This window comes from Clostridium aestuarii, assembly GCF_026735135.1.
GTDB classification, from domain to species: Bacteria; Bacillota; Clostridia; order Clostridiales; family Clostridiaceae; genus Clostridium_H; species Clostridium_H aestuarii.
This window is the reverse complement of the sequence record NZ_JAPQER010000002.1, coordinates 639,019-656,918: the sequence shown is the minus strand read 5'-3', so window position 1 is coordinate 656,918 and position 17,900 is coordinate 639,019. Positions and strand designations below refer to the sequence as shown.

Genomic DNA, 17,900 nt, shown 5'->3' with positions numbered 1-17,900 from the left:
AGAAATGGGGAGAGAATATGGAGAAAAAAACAAAATTAAAAAACAATGAACTAAGCAAAAGTTTTTTTCTATCTTACTTACGTTTTTTTATTTTAATAGTTTTTTCAGTTTTGATTATAGCAGTTGCCTCTTTTTTAAGTTCCAAAAAGGCTTTAACTGATTTAGGAGAGACTGCATTGAAAAATAGGATTGAAATGGGACTTGCTATGATGGATAGTCTAGAAAAACAAGTAAATAAAGGAACCTTAAATAGAGATGAAGCTCAAGAAATATTTAGATGCCAAATGCTAAATCAAAAACAAACAGATGATAAAACTAGAGGATTTAATGAGAAATTAGAACTAAATATAAAGGCATATATGTATGCGATTGATAGTAATGGAATTGAGAAAATGCATCCTTTTAAAGAAGGAGAAAATATATCTAAAGTTAAAGATGTAAGAGGAAACAATGTAATTGAACTTATATTTGCTGAAGGCAATAATCCTAAAAATGATGGGATAATACATTTTTGGTGGAAAAATCCTACGGATAATAAAGAAAAACCAAAAGTAAATGCTGTGGGATATTTTGAACCGTGGGATTGGTATATAAATGTAGGATGTTATAATGAAGATTTTTATAAACCAGCTTATAATATTTTAAAATTTATAATTTTTATATCTTTAATAATAACGTTAGTTTCTGTTTTATTAATAAGAAATTTAATGAAAAAGAAAGTAAAGCCTCTTAGTAATATAGTAGAGTGCATGGAAATGGCTTCAAAGGGGAGTATGAATGTAAAAGTTAATATTAAAAATAAAGATGAAATAGGATATATAGGCGAAGTATTTAATAAAATGATTGATGAAATAAGAAATGTTTTGTTAAAAATAAAAGAAATATCTAATACTCTTGAAGAAAAGGCTTTCTTTATAAATTCATCTACAAATATTACTTTAGAAAATACTAGTAGTATAAAAGAAGCTATGGAAGAAATATCTGCTGCAATAAATGATTCTACCAGAGAAATGCAAAATAGTTTTGAAAGTATGCAGATATTATCACAAGATATAGATTTAATTAAGAAAAATAGTATTATTATGGATAATGAAGCTAAAGAAGCAAATAGCTTAAACTCAAATATTATAAACATACTAAATGATTTGGAAAATAAAAGCCAAGAAAACATAATTGCATCTAAAGAGACTAATAACAATATACAAGACTTATTTAATAAATCTAATGCTATAGTAGGAATAATAGATACTATAGAAGAAATTTCTAATCAAATAAACCTTCTTGCTTTAAATGCTTCAATAGAATCCGCTAGGGCGGGGGAAGCTGGAAGAGGCTTTGCTGTAGTAGCAGAACAAATTAAAAAGTTATCTAATGAAACTTCTGGAGCTGTAAAACAGATAAATATTTTAATAAATGAATTGATAAATGTAATTAATAGTTCTGTAGGTAGTGTAGAAAAATCTGGGGAAGTTGCAGAAAATCAAATAGAAACCATAAATAAAACAAGAGAAACTTTAAAAAAAGTTATTGATTATATAGAAACAATGCCAGAAATTATTGAAGAAAATGTACAAAAAATATATGGAATATATACAAATAAAGATGCTGTAAGCTCTTCTATGGATTCAGTACTTTCAGTGTCAGAAGAAATATCTGCATCGTCAGAAGAAATAGCAGCTTCTACTTCAGAAGTAAAAGAAAAAATGGATAATATAAAAGACTTAACAGAAGAATTAAATAATTTTTCTAAGGATCTTAATGATAGACTAAATCACTTTTCATTATAAATTTAATAGGTTCAATTAATTTATTAATTAAATATATAAGGAAATTTAGCACTTGTGTGAGCAAGTGTTTTTTCTTTATATAAAATTTTGCAAAGAAAAAGAATTAATTTTACTATTAGAAGGAAAAATAAAAGAAATGAAATTAATAATATAATTTATAAGAAAAAAGGTGAGGAATTGGTAAAAAACGAGAACAGTGTAAGAATTATTCCATTAGGAGGTCTTGGAGAAATTGGTAAGAATATAACAGCTATTGAGTATAAAGATGAAATAGTTGTTATAGACTGTGGAATATCTTTCCCAGAGGAAGAAATGTATGGTGTGGATTTAGTAATTCCTGATATTACTTATTTATTAAATAATGCGCAGAAGGTAAAGGGGATTTTCCTAACTCATGGACATGAAGATCATATAGGATCATTACCTTATATTTTAAAGCAATTGAATGTACCTGTTTATGGTACACGATTAACCTTGGGGTTAGTTGAAAATAAATTAAGGGAACATAATATACTTTCAGATTGTGAACTTCATAGGATAAAAGCTGGAGATGTAGTAGAAATAGAAAATTTTAAAATTGAGTTTATAAGAACTACGCACAGCATAGCAGATTCTTGTGCTATTGCTATTCATACACCAGTTGGTGTGATATTACATACTGGTGATTTTAAAATAGATTATACACCTATTGATGGATTAGTGATGGACTTGGAACGCATCTCAAATCTAGGAAAGCAGGGAGTACTGCTGCTTATGGCAGATAGTACTAATGTACAGCGTCCAGGTCATACAATTTCAGAAAAAGCTATAGGAGAAACTTTTACTAGAATATTTTCTAAGTCAGAAGGAAGAATTATTGTGGCAACATTTGCATCAAATATCCATAGAATGCAGCAGATAGTAAATGCTTCTGTGGAGTATGGAAGAAAAGTAGCCTTCAGTGGAAGAAGTATGGAAAATATATCACAGGTAGCTATTGAACTTGGATATCTGCATATACCTGAAGAGTATCTTATAGGTGTAGATGAAATACGTAATTATCCTAATGAGCAGATAACTATAATAACCACTGGAAGTCAAGGAGAACCTATGGCTGCTCTTGCTAGAATAGCTTTTTCTACTCATAAAAAAATTAAGATTGAACCGAAAGATTTGTTTATTATTTCAGCATCACCGATTCCAGGAAATGAGAAACTTATATCTAAGGTAATTAATCAATTATTTAAAAAAGGGGCAGAAGTAATTTATGAGGATTTAGAAGAAGTGCATGTTTCAGGTCACGCATGCCAAGAAGAATTAAAGTTAATTCATACATTAGTTCATCCTAAGTATTTTATGCCAGCTCATGGTGAATACAGGCATTTGAAACATCATAGTGATTTAGCTCATAAGTTAGGTATGGAACGGGAAAATATTTTTGTTTTAGAAACAGGCCAGGTTTTAGAAGTATCAGAGAAAGAAGCTAGGATAGATGGAAGAGTTCCTACTGGTGCTGTGTTTGTAGATGGACTTGGAGTAGGAGATGTGGGAAATATAGTTCTTAGAGACAGGAGACGATTAGCTCAAGATGGTATGCTCACAGTAGTTGTTACCATAGAAAAAGAATCTTATAGTGTTATAGCAGGACCAGATATAATTACGAGGGGATTTGTATATGTAAGAGAATCAGAGGCTTTAATTAATGAAGTAAAAGAAATTGTTAGAAAAGAGTTGGATAATTGCTTAGAAAATAAAATTATTGAATGGTATGTATTAAAAGCTAATATGAAAAAATCTATAGAAAGATATTTATATGAAAAGATAAAAAGGAGGCCAATTGTTCTTCCTATTATTATGGAAATTTAATTATAATTAGTTTTTTACAATAATATTTATAATTAGTTTTATAAAGTTAATTATTTTAGTTATAAGTTATGAATAAAAACAGAAGTGATTTGTGCTTCTGTTTTTTATTCTAACTTTAATTTTAACTTATTAAGTGTTAGGTTTTTTTTATAATAGACGATACTTTTAATATAAGTATGTTTTTTATTGATGTATTATAGAAAATACCTAGTAATAAATAAAGGGGGAAGTTAAAAACTATGAATACAGAAGAAAAATATATATTAGTTATTGATGATTCTGCAAGCATTAGAAAATTTATAAGAATTATTTTAGAAGAAGCAAATTATAAAATATATGAGGCTTGTGATGGAGAAGAAGGTATTAATGTATATAAAGAATCTGACAATATTGATTTAGTAATTACTGATGTATATATGCCGAAAAAAAGTGGTTTGCAAGTTGTAATAGAATTAGGGCGATTAAATAAAGATATAAAAACAATTGTACTTTCAGATGGTGGAGAAAAAAATTTTTCAAATGAGTTAGAGGTTTGTGAAGCACTTGGAGCTACCTATTTTATAAAAAAAGATTTTGTTAAAGATAAATTGATTAAATTAGTAAATGAAATATTTTCAGAATAGTTTTATTTTAAAAAATGATGGTGCCAAATTAAGTTTTCTAAGAAGAAGTTAAATGTTGTTGCATGAGTAGTTGTCTGGCACTTTAAGAATTAAAATGCCAGACATATGCTATAAGGTAGAGCATAATGTTATAGAGAATATCTAGTTTTAAAATGAGAGTTTCTACATTTGAATATGAGTGATTGTTATCGGGTTAACAGTTTTGCTATTTTTTCATTTGTTGCTATCTCTTCAATACGATTAATTCCAAATTGTTTAAGTATTTTCATTACATTAAGATTATCAAAGGGTGTCATAATTAGAGAATCCTCTCCAAATTCATTTACTATTTTTGTAGCTTTATCTACATTTATGTTAGTTCTTGGTCCTCCTACGCAGCCGCCTTTACATCCCATACCTTCTATAAAATTTGCACCAATATCTTTTCCAATAGATAAGTCATCTAATATTTTTTTGCACCCTTGAACTCCATCAACTTTTTTAGCCTTAAGCTTAATAAGTCGTGTTGGATCAAGTCTATTTACTACTGTTTTAACTGAAAAACTTACACCTCCAGTTCTTGCATACACTCTTCCAGCAAAAGAAGCTTGATCTTTTTCATCTCCAGGTAATTTTTTTAAATTAATATTGAGTACTTTAAATATCTCATTTAGTTCTCTGAAATTTAATACAAAGTCCACAGCACCTTTTAAAGCAGGTTCTTTTATTTCAGCTTTTTTAGCAACACAAGGTGCTATAAATACAACTTTTATATCCTTATATAATTTCTTTAAAAATCTGCCTGAAGCTATCATAGGTGATACAGATGGAGACATGTGCTCAAAAAGATTAGGATAATTTTTCTTTATTAAATTAAACCAGATTGGACAGCAGCAGCTAGTTAAAAAAAAGTCATTTTTACTTTTTACTAAATGAGTAAATTCAAAAGCCTCTTTTATAGTTAAAATATCAGCAAATAAGGCTACTTCAACCATGTCTTTAAAACCTAAAAGTTTTAAAGCCGTTCTTAACTGTCCCATAGATACATCTTCACCAAATTGTCCCACTATTGCTGGGGCTACAGTGGCATAAACTGTTGTGTTTTCATCTTTTAAAAGATCTATTATTGGCATAAACTCTATCTTATCTGCTAAAGCTCCAAAATTACATGTAGTAACGCATTCTCCACAGTTTAAACAGTTATTACGTACTATTACAGGTCCTTTATTTCTTTTGTAAATATGAGCTTCATATTTACAATCTTCACTGCATTTACAATTTTCCTCTTCGCAATATTCACAAGGTCCATCTATTTTTGTAATAATAGGTTGATTAATTTCTTTAGAGTTTTTGATAATATTTATTTCATCTTGAAAATTATCTTTATCTCTTGGGTCTAGTCCCATAGCTACTCTAATGTGATTTTTTATGAAGAAAATGTCTTCATCCTTAAAATTATATTTTTCTTTGATATCTTCTGCAAGAATGTTTAGAGTATCAGCATTTTTAAGTTCTCCATTCCAATAGCGTTTTACTAGTTCTCCAAATATTTGCATACGTTTTTCTTGAAAATTATTAAATCGATTATCTATAGTTAATCACCTTCCCTTTGAAATTACGTGAATTAATGTTTACATTTATATTTTATAATTTCCAAATTTAAACTCTTTATTCAGATATAAGTATAATTAAATATCCCAAAGAAAGAATAAAAAATGATAAGTGAGATAGTTTTCTGTTTTAGAAGAAGTGTTGTTTAGGAATATTTTGTATGTTATTATGTATTTAATTGTAGTGATAATATGTGTATAAAACTTTAAAATATAAAGTATTATGTAATGGGCAATTAATAATTAAAATTAATTTGATATTGTAAAGTTAAATTTAAATTAATTTTTACAAATGGTTATACATAAAGAAGTTTTTAGAAAGGGGGAAGGTTAAAAAATGTCTAAAAAAAAGAGTGCTATAATAACTTTTTTATTAGGGCTACTTTTAGTTTTAGTATCTATAAAATTTGAAAATAATCCAATCCCATATAAAATTTTAAGTGGTGGTGGTTGTGTATTAGGATTAATAGGTGGTTTTAAACTTATGTCTTTGGCATATAAGAAGTAAAAATCTAGTCATCAAGATTGATAGATGTAACATAAAGCATAATTGAAAGGGGTACAAATATGACAGAAAAGCTTTATTATATAGAGCCTTATTTAAAAGAATGTGAAGCAGAAATAGTGGATGTAATAAAAGAAGAACAAAAAATATTGGTAGTTTTAAATAAAACTCCTTTTTATCCAGAAGGGGGAGGACAGCCTTCTGATACTGGAAGTATAAATGGAGTTAAGGTTATATATGTTTATGAAAAAAATAATATAATTTATCATCAAATAGAAAAAGAACTTAAGTGTGGAAAGGCAATATGTAGTGTGGATTTTGAAAGAAGATTTGATTTTATACAGCAGCATTCTGGAGAGCATCTTTTATCAGGAGTTATACATAAGTTATATAAAGGGAACAATAAAGGATTCCATATGGGAGAAGATTATGTAACTATAGATATAGATATATATCCTTTTACTGATACTATGATAGAGGAAATAGAAAGGGAAGTAAATAGATATATATATGTGAATGAACCTTTTGTAACTTATATTGTAGATAAAGAAGGTTTAAATAAAACTTCTTCGAGAAAGAAGATAGATGTAGAAGGAGATATAAGAATAGTAGAAGCAAAAGATATGGATTGTTGTCCTTGTTGTGGAACACATGTATTAAGAACTGGAGAGATAGGTATTATAAAAATACTTAAAGTAGAAAAGTATAAGGGTATGAGCAGAATGTACTTAAAATGTGGAAAGAGAGCATACGAAGATTTTAAAGTTAAGCATGAGATAATAAGTACTTTAAGCAAGAAATTTTCTACAGATGAAAATCATTTAATTAAAAATGTAAATAAACAATCTGAGGAAATATTTAATTTGAAAAGACAGCTAAATGATTTGAAAATTAAGTTAGCGCAAGAGGAAGCTATAAAATTAATAAATGATTCAAATGAAAGCTTTATATTTAAAAGCTATGAGAATAAAAGTTTTGAAGAGGTTAAGGATATTGGAGAAGCTATAAGTAAAAATCCATATATATGCATATTGACTTCATTAAAAGACAAAAATATATTATTTATTAATAATAGCAATATAAAAATAAGCTGCGGAAAGGTTTTTAAAGAACATATTAGAGAATTTAATGGCAAGGGTGGAGGTAAAGATAAAACAGCTCAAGGAGCTTTTGAAAGTTTAGAGGACTTGGATAAGTTTTATCTATTCTTATGTAAAATGGTAAAAAATTGATATTTATATAATTTAGCAATCTTTTGTTATTGATCTCAATGACAAGAGGTTGCTTTTATTTTTAAGGATTAAGTAAAACTTATCAAAAAAATATATATGACTATCTTTTATTTATAGAATATAAAATATTAAAATTACAAGTAGTCAGATGAATAAGATAGAATCTTACATGATTGTAAGGTATATGTAATGAAAATCGATAGTTGATAAATAGATGTTCATTATATAATTTACACTGTAAGTATTATTTAGTTCAAAGATTAATCGGTTTAGGGGGGAGTTTTATGAGATTGAATAGCTTTCAATTAAAAATTTTTGCAATGATATTAATGGTTTTAGATCATTTACATTCTTATGTTCCTAATATGCCAGAGTGGTTTAGTTATGCAGGAAGAATAGTAGCACCAATATTCTTTTTCTTTATAGTGGAAGGATTTTTTCATACGAGAAGTAGGAGAAAATATAACTTTAGACTGTTTACTTGGTCCTTAGTTATGTTTGCTGGAAGTAAATTAGTTGTAATGTTGTTTAAAAGAGAATATGGACTACATAATAACATATTTTTGTCCATGGCAATGGCGGTATTATTAATGAGTTCTATTGAATTAATTAAAAAAAATAAAGAAAATAAGAAATTATATGTTTTAGGTATTGTTGGAACAATAGCAGCAGGGGCTATATCTGTATTTACAGAAGCTAGTATATATGGTGTAGCTATGACATTAGTTTTTTATTTCTTAAGAAATAAAAAAGGAAAAATGATTATTGCATATATAATTGTATCATTAGTACTAACCATTGGATTAAGTTTACCAAGTTTTATAACAGATCCTAATTATACAGCTTATGGTTTGTTTTTCTTTGATGTCCAATGGATGCAGGTTTTTGCTTTCCCATTTTTCCTTATGTATAATGGCAAACGTGGATTAAATATAAAGCTTACAAAATACTTATTTTATATTTTTTATCCTGTACATTTATGGATTATATATATAATGGGTTATTATTTGGGCGGAAAATAAAATTTTGTAATTTTTTGAACAGGAAGATAGATTTTATATAAATGAAAGGATGATTAGTTTGAAAAACGTATTGGTAGCAAAAGATTTGAAAAAGATTTATGGCAGAGAAGGAAATGTATATACTGCATTGAATGGAATAGATTTAGAAATAGAACAGGGAGAATTCATAGGGATTATGGGACCTTCAGGTGCAGGAAAGACTACTTTATTAAATATTATATCTACTATTGATAAGCCTACTAGTGGTAAGGTTGTTATTGATAATCAAGATATAACAAAAATGAAAGATAAAGATTTAGCAAAATTTAGAAGAGAAAGGCTAGGTTTTATATTTCAGGACTTTAATCTATTAGATACATTAACAATTAAAGAAAATATAGCACTACCATTGGCATTGGCAAGGATTAATAATAAAAAACTAAATAAAAAAGTTAGAGAAATATCTAAGCAATTAGGAATTAATGATTTGTTAAATAAGTATCCTTATGAAGTTTCAGGTGGACAGAAACAAAGGGCTGCTGCAGCAAGAGCTATGATAACTAGACCATCTTTGGTTTTGGCTGATGAGCCTACAGGAGCATTAGACTCAAAATCATCAACAGAATTATTAGAAGCACTAAGTGAATTAAATAAAAATGATAAAGCAACTATTATGATGGTAACTCATGATGCCTTTGCAGCAAGCTATTGCAGAAAAGTTTTATTAATAAAAGATGGTGTAATATATGAAGAGATTAATCGTATATCAACAAGAAAAGCTTTTTTTCAAGAAATAATGGAGATGATGTCTAGAGTAGGTGGTGATAACAGTGCAGTTGTTTGATATAGCTTTTAACAATATAAAAAAGAATTTCAAGAATTATTTTGTGTATATTTTGTCTATGATTTTTAGTGTAACTATATATTTTATATTTAAATCAATTGAACACAGTAATGAGATAAATGAAGCATTATTGTCAGTTGTTAAATTAAATGATGCATTCAAAGGAGCGGCTATTGTTATTGCAATATTTTCAGCAGTATTTGTATGGTATTCTAATAGTTTTTTTATAAGAAAAAGAAAAAAAGAGATAGGATTATATTCACTTTTGGGAATAGAAAAAAAGCAAATCGGAAGAATGTTATTTTACGAGACATTAGCAATAGGAACTATATCTCTAGGTATAGGAATAATTGTAGGAATATTTTTATCAAAAATTTTTATAGGAATTCTTATAAAATTAATAGGAATACCTACTGTTATAAAATTTACGATGTCGTTTAAAGCAATTAAAGAAACTATTACTATATTTTTTATATTGTTTTTAATAATTTCAGCACACGGCTATTCAATAATTTATAGATATGAATTGATTGAATTGTTTAAAGCGGAAAATAAAAGAGAAAAAGAACCAAAGGCATCTTTAATATTATCAGCCTTATCATTAATACTTATAGGAGGTGGATACTGGATATATAATCATCCCTTAAATAGTTTTATGTTAACTATTTTGATTACTCTTGTATTAGTAATTTCAGGAACGTATGTTTTGTTTGGGTCATGTATAATTTTTGTAATTAAAGCTTTAAAGAAAAATGAAAAAAAATATTTTAAAGGATTAAATATGATATCTACTTCTCAGCTACTTTATAGAATTAAAGGTAATTCTAAAACATTAGCAACCATAGCAATTTTAAGCGCTTCTACATTAACAGCTATGGGAGTAAGTGTAAGTTATTATAAAAACTTTTCAGAAACAATGGATAAATCAATGCCATTTTCATATGTAAGTACTTTAGCTGAAAATGATTTTGATAAACAATTTAAAAGTATAGTTGATAAATATAAAAATAATAGAATATTATCGGAAGTACATGTGAATGTTGCAGAACTTGAAGTTAAACTTTCAAATTCTGATAGTAGAGAATTACCAACAAGTATAATATCAGAGAGTCAATTAAAAAAGATATTTAAGGCTAGAAAGTTAAATTATGACCTTCCAAGCTTAAAATCTGAAAAGGAAGTGATATTTTTTGATGAATTTTATAATTCAAAATTTATGGAGAGTTATAAAAATAAAAAGGTTACTGTAGATTTTGATAGTTCTAAAGAAAAATTCAATATATTAGATTTTAGAGATTATGCACTATTTAATGAACATATGTTGTTTAAAATAATTGCAGTTAAAGATAGTGTTTATCATAAGTATAATTTAAAAGATAAATCAAGAAAAATTGATGCCTATATTGTGGATAATCAAAATAAAAGTGAAGCTTTAGATAAAGAAGTAAATAATTTGTACAAAAAAATAAAAGACAAAGCTTATGATGAAGGTAAATCAGAGAATTTAGGAATGGTTTCATCATATTATTCAGTATATAAAGAAATATCTACAATGACAGGAGTAATGCTATTTATAGGAATATTTTTAGGGTTAGTATTTTTAATATGCACAGGAAGTATAATATTTTTCAAGCAACTTTCAGAAGCACAAGAGGAAGTATCAAGATATGATATTTTGAGAAAAGTAGGAGCAGATAATAAGGAAATTAAAATGAATATATTTAAACAAATGCTATTTGTGTTTTTAACTCCTTTTTTAGTAGGTTCAATTCATAGTTTAGTTGCAGTTTCACTTTTTACAGGGGCATTTAAGGTTAATTTGCTAGAGGTTAGTGTTTTAACTATAATACCTTATCTAATAATATATTTTATTTATTATTTTGTAACATCAAATTTTTATTATAAAACAGTTACCAGACAAAGTTAAAATATATAAAAACTATTATATAATCATAATGATGTTGCTAAACATATAAGTTTAATTTGTTTCTAACAATATCTTTTTATGATTTTTATAAGGTATAAAGCGTTGAATCAAATTAGAGATACTTAAAGTTTTTTATTAATATAAACCTTATAAGTATGTAATGAACGTGAAAGATAAATCGATAGTTAAAGATTTTTATAAGTTTTAAAATATAATTGTAAGTTGAGTTTGGAAGAAAAAAGATAAAAAACAAATAAAATTTTGAATTAGGAGGAACATAGAGATGAAAAAAATAGGAGTGATTTTTGGAGCAATATTAGTATTAATTATAGGGGGAACATTGCTTGCTAGAACAGTAATATTTCCTTTGAAATATAAAACTGAGATTAAAAAATATTCTAAAGAATATAGTGTAGAACCAGAATTAATAGCAGCTATTATTCATATTTCAAGTAATTTTGCTCCAAAAGAATATGAAAAAGGTGAAAAATGTGGTCCTATGAACTTACAAGATAAATCAGCAGAAGTGATAGCAAAAGAAATGGGTTTTACAGATTTTAATCTACAAAATTTAGCTGAACCAGATACTAATATAAAAATAGGTACTTGGTTTATATCACAAAATTATAAAAATAAAGATATTGAACAAGCTGTAGAAAAATGGGGAGGCGTAAATTGGCAAGATGTCAAAGGAAATAAAGAAAAAGAAGAAAGAAAAGAATTTTGGGAAGATTATTATAAAAAGAATTTTGTGGAAAAAGTAAAAAGTAGAATGAAAATATATAAGATTTTATATCCAACTTTATAATAGACATGGTTTTACACTGAAGAAATGTAATAGTTTCTTCAGTTTTATTTATATAAATATAAATAATTTTACATTGAAATTGATAATTATTGATATAATTGTATAAGAAAGCTTAAAAAGAAATGTTTAATTTAAATAAATATAATTGGTTATTAGAAAGGTGACAATTATGAGTTATAAAATAATGATAGTAGAAGATGATAAAAACATAGCAGGATTTTTATCAGATTATATTAAGAAATATGAATATGAAACATTAGTAATAGAAGACTTTGATAGAGTTTTAGAGATTTTTATTGAAGAAAAACCTGATTTAGTGTTACTTGATGTCAATTTGCCTAAGTATGATGGGTATTTTTGGTGTACAAAAATAAGGCAAAACTCAATATGTCCTATAATATTTATTTCTGCTAGAGATAGTGAGATGAATCAAGTTATGGCAATAGAAAGTGGGGCGGATGATTACATAACAAAACCCTTTTATTATGAGGTCGTTTTAGCTAAAATAAAAGGTCAGTTAAGAAGAGTTTATGGAGAATATGCTTCAAAAGTAGCTTCTGTAGAGAGAATTATTGAAATTGAAGGTATTTCATTATATCCTGAGCGTTTAGAACTTTATTTTGAAAATCAAGGAATAAGTTTAACTAAAAGAGAAGCTGAATTACTAGAAGTTATAATTAAAAAATATCCTAAAGTGGCAACAAGAGAAGTACTTCTAGAAAAATTATGGGATGATGAGAATTTTGTAGAGGAGAATACTTTGAATGTTAATATAACAAGGGTTAGAAAAAAATTAAATAAGTTTGGAATAGAGAATGCAATAGAAACAGTTAGGGGTTCAGGGTATAGATTAAATATTACTTGGAGGAATTCTTAATGAAGTTATTTTTTAGAGAGCAAATAGGATTAATTGTTTTATATATTTTAAATTTTGTTGTTTTATTTACAATTTACTTTGTGTTTAATGGATTTAGTGATTTAGATAACACATTATATTTTATATTTTTAAGTTCGTTTTTACTTGTAACTTATTTAATAATAAAGTATTTAAATGATAAAAAGATATATTTTGCTTTAAAAACAAAGCCTGATGATTTTAACAATGTATTAGGAATTTTTGGAACATCAGAATTTGGAAAGGATTTAAATAGGTTTGTAAATGATTTATATGGTATTTATCAATATAAAGTTCATTCTTATGTAAGAAAGCAAAATGAGCATTTGAATTTTATAAATCAATGGGTACATCAAATGAAAACTCCTTTATCAGTAATAAAATTAATTTTGCAAGAAAATGAGGATGAACCATATGTTTTAGAGATAAAAGAAGAGACTGAAAAGTTGGAAAGAGGATTAAATATAGCATTATATAATGCAAGATTAGATACTTTTGAACATGATTTTAATGTAATAGATTTAAATTTAAAAGAATTAACTAATGAAGTTGTAAATTCACTGAAAAGATATTTTATAAAAAATTTAATTTATCCTAAATTAAATATTAATGAAAATTTGAGCGTGAAATCTGATAGAAAATGGATTAAATTTATATTGGAACAATTAGTAATAAATGCAGTTAAATATTCTTTAAATAAAGGTAAGTATGTTAAAATAAATGCTTATAGAGATAAGGGTACTATGATTTTAGAAGTAGCAGATGAAGGAGTGGGAATACCTAAAAAAGATTTAAAGAGAGTTATTGAGCCTTTTTATACAGGAGAAAATGGGAGGAAATTTGGAGAATCAACAGGTATGGGGCTTTATTTAGTAAATGAGGTCTGTAAAAAGTTAAATCATGATATAAGTGTTGATTCAGAAGAAGGAGTTGGAACTAAAGTGAAAATTGTTTTCAAAAATTTTAAGCTATATAATGAGGTGAACTGATGAGTGTATTAGAGTTAAAAGAGATATATAAGATTTTTGGTTCAGGACATGGACATATAGCTTTAAAAAATATTAACTTAGTGTTAGATAAAGGAGAATTTGTTGCTGTAATGGGACCTTCGGGAAGTGGAAAAACTACTCTGATGAATGTTGCTGCTACTGTTATGAAAGCATCTTCTGGAAAAGTGATTATAAATGGTTTAGATATGGAAAAGTTAAATAAAGAAAAATTAGCCATAATGAGAAGAGAAAAAATAGGATTTGTTTTTCAAGATTTTAGACTTATAGATAATTTGAATATTGAAGAAAATATAATATTACCACTAGTTTTAAATGAAGTAAAAGCTAATGAAATAGATAACAAGTTAAATAGACTAAAAGACGTTTTGAAATTAGAGGATATAGTTAATAAGAAGAGTATTTACGAACTTTCTGGAGGCGAAAAGCAAAAAGTTGCTATTGCAAGAGCTATAATACATGAACCAGCAATATTGTTTGCAGATGAACCAACAGGAAAAGTAGATTCTAATTTAACAAATAATATAATGAATTTATTTAAAAAAATAAATAAAAATTTTGGTATGTCTATAATGATGGGTACACATGATCCATTATCGGCAAGTTTTTGTGATAGAGTTTTATTTTTAAAAGATGGAGAAATATATAATCAAATACATAAGGGAGAAGAAAAAAGTGATTTTTATAAGAGAATTTTAGATGTAATTGCTTTTTTAGGAGGCAGTAGGTATGACTTTTGAGAAAATAGTATTGAATAATGTATTTAGAAATTTAAGAGTACATATAGGATATTTATTAAGCAGCATTTTTTCATTAGCTACATTTTTTATACTGTCTATGATTTATTATCATCCTTTTCTTGAGGGAAGTTACCTTAAAGATATTTTTTTATTTTTTAGAGAAATAATTTATATAATAACGATATTTTTTGTTATGTATTTTTTAAAGATGTTTATTAAATCAAAGAAAAAAGATTTTGGAATATTTTTGATATTAGGGATGAATAAAAAGCAAATAAGAAAAATATTGTTTATAGAAAATATGGTTATAGGAGTTTTATCTATAATAATAGGAATAATTTTTGGTGTTGTGTTTTTAAAATTTTTCATAGTTATAATTTCTAACATATTAGAAATTGAAGAATTAAAATTGTATTTTTCAATGAGAGTAATATTAAAAACTGTATTTAGATACTTGATATTATTTTGTATGATACCTGTATTTATAGGAAGAACTATAAAAATTAACAATATTATTGATTTAATAGATTATAAAAAAGAAGAAAATTTAAAATTAGAAGTATCTTTAATAAAATCAGTAATTTCTATTGCTGTAATTATAGCAGGATATATATTAGTGTTTACCTCTAATATAAATAATATTTTATCTATTAGACTTTTGATAATATTAATGGTATTTGTATTGGGCAACTACTTATTCTTTAATTATATAGTTAATTACATAATATATTTATTTTCCAAAATTAAGAAAATTTATTTAAATAAGATGAATTTTTTGTTTTTATCTGACTTAAAGTATAGAGTTTATGACAATATAACTATGCTGTTTATAGTAACTATATTATTAGCTGTTTCTTTTACATCAATAGGGTCTGCGTATATACAAAAATCTGTATTAAAGAGAGATGCTGTTAAAAACTCGCCTTTTAGTTTGAATTATTTAGTTAATGATTATTCTAATTATGCGCAGGATGAAAGATTTATTGATGATATACTTAAAGCTAATAATTTAAAATATAATAAAATAGAATTGCATGTAATACAATTAAATAAGGAACAAAATGAAAAAAAACAGGAAATTAATTTTATTAAACAAAGTGAATATAATAATGCAGTTTCTATAATAAAAAGAAAAATGGTGAATTTGAAAAAAGGAGAAGTTGTATTAGTACCTAGATATGAAGACATATTACAATCGGAAAAGAATTTAATTGGAAAGAAATTAAATTCTTTTGAAGATGATAATTTCATTATAAAAAGTAATGTGGAAGGATGTATTACTTTAAAAGGAGTGTTACAAAATACATATATTTTATCAAATGAAGAATTTGATAGAATATATGATAAATATGATAAAAGATTATTTATAGGATATGAAATTGATAACTGGGAAAAAATAGATAAAATAACTAAAAAAATAAAATATAAATATCAGAAAAATGATAAAAATATAAATGATTATCTTACTTTTAGAGTAGAGTTATATAATTCAGAAAAAACAATCAATAATATATTAGTATACCTCATAGTTTTTGTAGGAAGTATATTATATTTATCAGCTGTTAGTTTTATGAACTATAAATTTTACATAGAAATTAAACAAGAACAGAATAAATACGATAATATGATTAATTTAGGATTAACTTTTAGAGAATTAAAGAAGATAATATCTAGAGAAATGATGGTAATTTTTTTTGTACCGTATATAATAGCAACTATAGATGCTATATTTGCATATAGGATTTTATATATAGTTTATGAAATTCCTATTTTAAAGTCAATTTTACAAATAGTAAGTATAATTTTTGCACTAAATATGATATATTTTTTTATTTGGACATTTAAAAATATCAGTTACCTAGAGAATAATTAAATTCAAGAGAATGAAAGAGTGAAAACTCTTCATTCTCTAGTAAATAATAGTTTGTTTTTAATGTTTTTATCAGTTTTTATTTTTTGTGTACTGTTACTGTTTTTCTTATCTTTTAATTGAACTAATAGTATTGAAGTTATAATTAAAAACATACCTATCAATTGAGGAATTTCAAATATTTCACCAAAAATTATAAAAGCTAATATTGAAGCTACTAGAGGTTCTACACTTGCAACAATACTTACTTTACCTGATTCTATGTACTGAAGTGCTTTAATCATTGCTTCATTTGGTATAAGTGTAGCAACAAAGCCAATTCCAAGAATATTAATTAATGAATCTGTACCTTTAATTGATTTTACTAAATCCCATGGCGGTACAAAGAACCATAGAAATATTGCTCCAAACAAAAATGAATATATCAAATGTGTTTTATAGGAATATTTTTTTATAGCAATTTTTCCTAAAATATTCTGCAATGCAACTGTAACGCCAGAAAGTATTCCCCATAGTATACCTATCAAATTTAATTTAAAAGTGTTACTATCATATGCTTTTACAACTAAACAGCATCCTAATATAGCTAAAATTAAAGCTATAATTTTTTTTGTTGTGAATTTTTCTTTAAATATAAAATATGATAAAACAACCACAATAATAGGATTTATAAATAGTAAAACTGAAGCAGTAGCAACTCCTGTATATTTAACTGCATAACTAGATGCAATAAACATTCCATCTAACGCAAATATTCCATAAACAGCAAAGAATAGTAATCCCTTTAAATTTGTTTTAAAGCATTCTGGATTTTTTATTAGGTTTATTATAAGATAGAAAATTACTGCTATAGTTGGTCTGAAAGATGATATTGTCATAGAGTTAAATCCTAAATCATCTAAGTTCTTTACAAAAATGCCCATAAAGCCCCATGAAACTCCTGCTAGTAAGGCTAATAAATATCCATGTTTATTTTTATTATAATCTGTCATAAAAATATCTTCCTTTCACATAATTTTACAAAAATTTTTAAACAAAAAATAAAGAGAGAACAAAACCCAAGTTTGTTCTCTCTGTTTATATCCAGAGTCTATCCAGATATAGTACTTTTGCCTGAGAAATTCATCTTATCTTATTGGGATAGAACAAGATTTGTCCCTTCGGCGGCTTAATAGTTTAAGCTCTCTCTTATATCTTTCAACTAGTATAAATTATATTTAATTTTTA

Annotated in this window: 15 protein-coding genes and 1 riboswitch; of the genes, 13 read left to right on the top strand and 2 right to left on the bottom strand. The window is 25.9% G+C overall.

Translation table 11 applies throughout. From position 1 onward, the window contains the following. The first annotated feature begins 17 nt into the window (after positions 1 to 17). The 3 genes from OW763_RS07315 (at position 18) to OW763_RS07305 (ending at position 4,255) form a co-directional block, all read left to right on the top strand. On the top strand, positions 18 to 1,787 hold the full coding sequence (locus OW763_RS07315) for a methyl-accepting chemotaxis protein (protein ID WP_268040434.1): 1,770 nt from the start codon (positions 18 to 20) through the stop codon (positions 1,785 to 1,787). A 177-nt stretch (positions 1,788 to 1,964) separates the two neighbouring features. Next, the gene (locus tag OW763_RS07310; protein ID WP_268040433.1) at positions 1,965 to 3,632 is read left to right on the top strand and encodes a ribonuclease J; all 1,668 of its coding nucleotides are present in this window, start codon (positions 1,965 to 1,967) and stop codon (positions 3,630 to 3,632) included. Between the two features lie 239 nt (positions 3,633 to 3,871). Then, entirely contained in the window at positions 3,872 to 4,255 is a 384-nt protein-coding gene (locus OW763_RS07305; protein ID WP_268040432.1) for a response regulator, read from the top strand. 185 nt (positions 4,256 to 4,440) lie between these two features. On the opposite strand, the gene OW763_RS07300 is transcribed toward OW763_RS07305, so the two are convergent. Then, positions 4,441 to 5,790, bottom strand: coding sequence for a [Fe-Fe] hydrogenase large subunit C-terminal domain-containing protein (locus OW763_RS07300; RefSeq protein ID WP_268040431.1), 1,350 nt, complete (start codon positions 5,788 to 5,790; stop codon positions 4,441 to 4,443). 391 nt (positions 5,791 to 6,181) lie between these two features. Between OW763_RS07300 and OW763_RS07295 the strand changes: the two genes are divergently transcribed. The 10 genes from OW763_RS07295 to OW763_RS07250 all read left to right on the top strand — a co-directional run bounded on the left by OW763_RS07295 (position 6,182) and on the right by OW763_RS07250 (position 16,676). Next, positions 6,182 to 6,352, top strand: a complete 171-nt coding sequence (locus tag OW763_RS07295; RefSeq protein WP_268040430.1) for a hypothetical protein — start codon at positions 6,182 to 6,184, stop codon at positions 6,350 to 6,352. 59 nt (positions 6,353 to 6,411) lie between these two features. After that, positions 6,412 to 7,581: an alanyl-tRNA editing protein gene (locus OW763_RS07290; protein ID WP_268040429.1), complete on the top strand. Its 1,170-nt coding sequence runs from the start codon at positions 6,412 to 6,414 to the stop codon at positions 7,579 to 7,581. Positions 7,582 to 7,865: 284 nt separating this feature from the next. After that, the gene (locus OW763_RS07285; RefSeq protein WP_268040428.1) at positions 7,866 to 8,603 is read left to right on the top strand and encodes a TraX family protein; all 738 of its coding nucleotides are present in this window, start codon (positions 7,866 to 7,868) and stop codon (positions 8,601 to 8,603) included. A gap of 58 nt (positions 8,604 to 8,661) precedes the next feature. Continuing rightward, positions 8,662 to 9,426, top strand: a complete 765-nt coding sequence (locus OW763_RS07280; RefSeq protein ID WP_268040427.1) for an ABC transporter ATP-binding protein — start codon at positions 8,662 to 8,664, stop codon at positions 9,424 to 9,426. Continuing rightward, positions 9,413 to 11,353: an ABC transporter permease gene (locus OW763_RS07275; RefSeq protein ID WP_268040426.1), complete on the top strand. Its 1,941-nt coding sequence runs from the start codon at positions 9,413 to 9,415 to the stop codon at positions 11,351 to 11,353. The genes OW763_RS07280 and OW763_RS07275 overlap by 14 nt, the downstream gene beginning before the upstream one ends. Before the next feature lie 283 nt (positions 11,354 to 11,636). Then, the gene (locus OW763_RS07270) at positions 11,637 to 12,161 is read left to right on the top strand and encodes a transglycosylase SLT domain-containing protein (protein WP_268040425.1); all 525 of its coding nucleotides are present in this window, start codon (positions 11,637 to 11,639) and stop codon (positions 12,159 to 12,161) included. Between the two features lie 169 nt (positions 12,162 to 12,330). Further along, entirely contained in the window at positions 12,331 to 13,038 is a 708-nt protein-coding gene (locus OW763_RS07265) for a response regulator transcription factor (protein ID WP_268040424.1), read from the top strand. Further along, the gene (locus OW763_RS07260; RefSeq protein ID WP_268040423.1) at positions 13,038 to 14,045 is read left to right on the top strand and encodes a sensor histidine kinase; all 1,008 of its coding nucleotides are present in this window, start codon (positions 13,038 to 13,040) and stop codon (positions 14,043 to 14,045) included. The genes OW763_RS07265 and OW763_RS07260 overlap by 1 nt, the downstream gene beginning before the upstream one ends. After that, positions 14,045 to 14,803 carry an ABC transporter ATP-binding protein gene (locus tag OW763_RS07255; protein WP_268040422.1) on the top strand — a complete coding sequence of 253 codons (759 nt, stop codon included), beginning with the start codon at positions 14,045 to 14,047 and terminating at the stop codon, positions 14,801 to 14,803. Before OW763_RS07260 ends, OW763_RS07255 begins: the two co-directional genes overlap by 1 nt. Then, on the top strand, positions 14,793 to 16,676 hold the full coding sequence (locus OW763_RS07250; protein WP_268040421.1) for an FtsX-like permease family protein: 1,884 nt from the start codon (positions 14,793 to 14,795) through the stop codon (positions 16,674 to 16,676). Before OW763_RS07255 ends, OW763_RS07250 begins: the two co-directional genes overlap by 11 nt. A gap of 29 nt (positions 16,677 to 16,705) precedes the next feature. Here OW763_RS07250 and OW763_RS07245 read toward each other — a convergent pair whose 3' ends face one another. Further along, positions 16,706 to 17,665, bottom strand: coding sequence for a DMT family transporter (locus tag OW763_RS07245; RefSeq protein ID WP_268040420.1), 960 nt, complete (start codon positions 17,663 to 17,665; stop codon positions 16,706 to 16,708). Positions 17,666 to 17,764: 99 nt separating this feature from the next. Continuing rightward, positions 17,765 to 17,874, bottom strand: a riboswitch (glycine riboswitch). Positions 17,875 to 17,900: the final 26 nt, after the last annotated feature.